The organism is Flavobacteriales bacterium, assembly GCA_019694795.1.
Classification (GTDB): Bacteria; Bacteroidota; Bacteroidia; order Flavobacteriales_D; family UBA2798; genus UBA2798.
On sequence record JAIBBF010000113.1, the window covers coordinates 1 to 3841 of the forward strand.

9 protein-coding genes are annotated in these 3841 nt (G+C 36.5%); 3 read left to right on the forward strand and 6 right to left on the reverse strand.

Annotation, left to right across the window (positions count from 1 at the left end; translation table 11 throughout):
* Nucleotides 1-230: 230 nt before the first annotated feature.
* Nucleotides 231-503, forward strand: coding sequence for a helix-turn-helix domain-containing protein (locus K1X56_14965; GenBank protein MBX7096020.1), 273 nt, complete (start codon nt 231-233; stop codon nt 501-503).
* 318 nt (nt 504-821) lie between these two features.
* On the opposite strand, the gene K1X56_14970 is transcribed toward K1X56_14965, so the two are convergent.
* The 6 genes from K1X56_14970 to K1X56_14995 all read right to left on the reverse strand — a co-directional run bounded on the left by K1X56_14970 (nt 822) and on the right by K1X56_14995 (nt 2578).
* The gene (locus tag K1X56_14970; GenBank protein ID MBX7096021.1) at nt 822-1118 is read right to left on the reverse strand and encodes a type II toxin-antitoxin system RelE/ParE family toxin; all 297 of its coding nucleotides are present in this window, start codon (nt 1116-1118) and stop codon (nt 822-824) included.
* A complete protein-coding gene (locus tag K1X56_14975; protein MBX7096022.1) occupies nt 1115-1357 on the reverse strand; it encodes a hypothetical protein in 243 nt (80 codons plus the stop codon). The genes K1X56_14970 and K1X56_14975 overlap by 4 nt, the downstream gene beginning before the upstream one ends.
* A gap of 81 nt (nt 1358-1438) precedes the next feature.
* Nucleotides 1439-1717 carry a type II toxin-antitoxin system RelE/ParE family toxin gene (locus K1X56_14980; protein MBX7096023.1) on the reverse strand — a complete coding sequence of 93 codons (279 nt, stop codon included), beginning with the start codon at nt 1715-1717 and terminating at the stop codon, nt 1439-1441.
* Nucleotides 1718-1721: 4 nt separating this feature from the next.
* Nucleotides 1722-1961, reverse strand: coding sequence for an addiction module protein (locus K1X56_14985; protein MBX7096024.1), 240 nt, complete (start codon nt 1959-1961; stop codon nt 1722-1724).
* An 81-nt stretch (nt 1962-2042) separates the two neighbouring features.
* A complete protein-coding gene (locus tag K1X56_14990; GenBank protein MBX7096025.1) occupies nt 2043-2342 on the reverse strand; it encodes a type II toxin-antitoxin system RelE/ParE family toxin in 300 nt (99 codons plus the stop codon).
* On the reverse strand, nt 2339-2578 hold the full coding sequence (locus tag K1X56_14995; GenBank protein ID MBX7096026.1) for a hypothetical protein: 240 nt from the start codon (nt 2576-2578) through the stop codon (nt 2339-2341). The genes K1X56_14990 and K1X56_14995 overlap by 4 nt, the downstream gene beginning before the upstream one ends.
* Nucleotides 2579-2995: 417 nt before the next feature.
* Here K1X56_14995 and K1X56_15000 point away from each other — a divergent pair, with 417 nt between their 5' ends.
* Both K1X56_15000 and K1X56_15005 read left to right on the forward strand, forming a co-directional pair.
* Nucleotides 2996-3289, forward strand: a complete 294-nt coding sequence (locus tag K1X56_15000; protein ID MBX7096027.1) for a type II toxin-antitoxin system HigB family toxin — start codon at nt 2996-2998, stop codon at nt 3287-3289.
* Between the two features lie 9 nt (nt 3290-3298).
* Nucleotides 3299-3655 carry a helix-turn-helix domain-containing protein gene (locus K1X56_15005; protein ID MBX7096028.1) on the forward strand — a complete coding sequence of 119 codons (357 nt, stop codon included), beginning with the start codon at nt 3299-3301 and terminating at the stop codon, nt 3653-3655.
* The last annotated feature ends 186 nt before the right edge of the window (nt 3656-3841 follow it).

Consider the following 3841-nt stretch of genomic DNA (forward strand, 5'->3'; position numbering starts at 1 on the left):
ATTTGTAGCCAAATTCAAGAATCCTTTCATTCAATTTGAATGGCTTTCATCTTGAAATTATCATATTCCAGCAAATAAGATGCTATCTCAGACCACTCCCCCAATCTCCCCCAAACTTTGGTTCCTAAAACCCACCCTTTCAATCTATTAAAATTTACCCATTTTAATCCCCCCCCATTCCTTCCCGGAATAGATCTGCCGAAATTTGAAAAAATCAAATCATTAAAATAATGACTCTAGAAGATCTCATAAAAAAAGTAATCCGGGAAACACTCTTAGAAGAAATTTCAAAGTTTATCCCCAACTCCTCCCCTACTGAAGGATTAAGGCGTTTTATCTCCTTTGAACAAGTGATGGAGCTAACGCAAATGACTAAACAAGGAATATTTAAACGCATTAGGGAGGGAAGACTCAAAGTGTATAAACCGGGTCGGCGTTTAGTATTCGAAGAAAGCGATGTACATCAATTTATCCTTAAAAACAGAAAACACTATGGAAAATAATCAACATACCATTCAATTCTATGGAACCTGTAAATTATGTAACTCATCCTTTTATGGAAGATGGAATCAGCAATATTGTTCAGTCCAGTGCAAAACAATTGCCAAATGGTAAACCCTGACCACAATTTTTTTTGAAAACAGCCAAAGCACAATTAGCGTCGTACAGCGTTGTTTTTACCCGGAAAGCACCAAACCCACTCAAACAACGAGAAATACCGGGAAAACGCCTTAAAACGGGTTTTAACGGCTAAAAAGTGAAGAAGGAGGACCTTCGATTAATAAAAAGCCTTGCATCCTGATAGCTGCCAGGACGGGCTTTTATTTTTTCGGCCAGTTTTCAGGATTTTGGGAGCAATGTAATACGGCAAGTATATACGCTGTGGATTTCCGAATTGAATAAAAAACCAAATAGGGATGTTTTTTCAAGGGTGAAACGCGCACATCTTTATACCTGAACTGAAAAGTATCCGGATTCTTTGAAATGCTTTCAAAAGTGGCTATAACTTCCTTATAGAATTTAGTCCCCTGACCTTTTCGTTGTTTGTTATACCATTGAATGGTTTCCAGTAAGAGATTTTGAGCACGAGGCGTAAGCTCAATCTGAACTCGCTTCATAGATGCTTTTTTGCAACAGCTTTAAAATCTTTGAGCGATATGGTTTTATCCGGATGGTTTTCTATAAATTCCAGTTCTTCATCAAGAATTTTTTTCTGCCAGTCGTGTATAACAATATCATCCTCCTGCTCCTCTTGCTGATCGACAGCTTCTTCCACTTTTACTCCACGAAGACTTTTCAGGTAAGCTAATACCTGTTCGGTTTTGGATTCGGGTATGGTAAGGGTATATCTGGCCATGAGAATAAAATTGAATACGTTCAAAGATACGAAAATCAAGATTAAAAGTTAGGCCGAAAGCAAGCTACGAGCTATGACTTTTTATTTTTTCGGCCAGTTTTCAGGATTGCGGGAGGAGTGAGTGAAAGCCATGATTATAACTACCTTTTCTACCACCACATATTGAACAAGAAAACTATACCTGGCAAGAATGCCAATTCTTACGTTGTTGTATCGGATCGCAAACGAGAGAGGATGTTTGGATATATAATCAATGGTCTCTTTAATCTCTTGAAAAAAGAGTTCACCCAATCCGGCTTGTTGATTATTATAGTATTGAATAGCGCGATCAAGATCTTCTTCAGCTCTCTGCTGAATCACAAGTTTAAAACCCATACTTACGTTCAATCTTCTTTTGAACTATTTTCCAGTCGACAAGACAGTCTGGGTTTTCCTGAATTTCCTTGAGTCTTTCATCCAAAATTTTCTTCTGCCAGTCGTGGATAACAATATCATCCTCTTGCTGATCGACAGCTTCTTCCACTTTTACTCCACGAAGACTTTTCAGGTATGCTAATACCTGTTCGGTTTTGGATTCGGGTATGGTAAGGGTATATCTGGCCATGAGAATAAAATTGAATACGTTCAAAGATACGAAAATCAAGATTAAAAGTTAGGCCGAAAGCAAGCTACGAGCTATGACTTTTTATTTTTTCGGCCAGTTTTCAGAGTTTTGAGAGGTATGTATAATGGCTTCTATATAAACAATACCTTCTTTATCATTCACATGAAGGTGAATAAGGAAAGGAAATTTTTTTACAGGTAAACAGCGAATATTAGAATACCGAAGTTGAAAATGAGGGTTTTTCATCAGCAAACGAAACTCGTTTGTGAGTTGCGCATAAAATTTACTACCAAGGCCTTTTTGCTGCTTATCGTACCATTCAACGGCATTCCTGATATCATCATAAACTCCGGGAGAGATGACCAGTTTGTATTTGGTCATAGACCGAGTTCTTTTTTAAGTTGTTTGTCGGCTTTATTCCACTCCACGTATTCTTCGGGTTTGGTGTTTTTCATACGATTTAATACAATCTCTTTATGCCATTCAGGGACAAAAAGGTCCTCCTGCTCCTCTTGCTGATCGACAGCTTCTTCCACTTTTACTCCACGAAGACTTTTCAGGTATGCTAATACCTGTTCGGTTTTGGATTCGGGTATGGTAAGGGTATATCTGGCCATGAGAATAAAATTGAATACGTTCAAAGATACGAAAATCAAGATTAAAAGTTAAGCAAATTTTTCAAGGTTACTGAAAAATGAACCGATGATCCCTACAACGCTTGGATCTGGAAACAATGAAATCTGTGTAATTATGCTAATCCCGGAATTAAAATTCAAATTTTTAAACGCATTTCATATATCACCTATTTTAACACAGGAGCAATTATGAAAATCGACTTTTACAAAAGCGCCTTAACATAATTCCTATTTTGGAACTTTCGATCGGCTACACCTTTTCTAGAATGACTTTAAAAAATAAAAAAATCAACCACTACAAAAACGCTTAATTATTAACAAATTAAAATAAAAGTTCCCAAAAAGGGAACTTTATAAAAAATATTCCGTATCTTTACAAAAAGTTTTTTTCAATTTCCAATGAGAATTATTGCAAGAAAAACGCTTAAAGAATTTTGGGAAAAACACGGAGATTGTGAACAACAATTAAAGGCATGGTATGACGAAACGCTAAAAGCTCAATGGAAAACACCAAGAGAAATTAAAAAAGAATATCCTACAGCGAGTTTTTTGTCCGACAACAGAATCGTGTTTAATATAAAAGGTAATAACTATCGCCTTGTCGTAAAACTTAATTATAAATATTCAATGGTTTGGATTCGTTTTATAGGATCGCATGCGGAATATGATCGAATAGATGCCAAAAATATTTAAGTATTTGTTATGAATATAAAACCCATAAAAACACAAAAGGATTATCGCCAAGCACTTCAACGATTGGAAATGATTTTTGATGCACGTCCCGGAACAAAAGAAGGGGATGAACTTGTTATCCTGGGAATCCTCATTGAAAAGTTTGAGGAAGAACACTACCCGATTGAAGCACCCGACCCAATTGAAGCAATCAAATTTCGAATGGAACAGATGGGGTATAAGCAAAAGGACCTTGAGGAAATTATTGGTAATAAAGGAAGAGTTAGTGAAGTGTTGAATCGTAAACGAAAATTATCATTGGAAATGATCAGAAGTTTACATGAAAAGCTGAACATTCCTTTAGAGTCGCTGATTAAGGCATATTAATGCCGGGAAATTATTTTTACATAAAAGGAATCTAAATCGGATTCCTTTTTTTTGAATTAATCGCCGATAACCGCATCACCTCGGTGTTTACCTCTACCGATAACCGGCACTGGGATAATGACGCGAAGTATTTTTATTACAAACACGGACCGCTCTCCAGAAAAGAAATCGGAAACCAGAAATCTC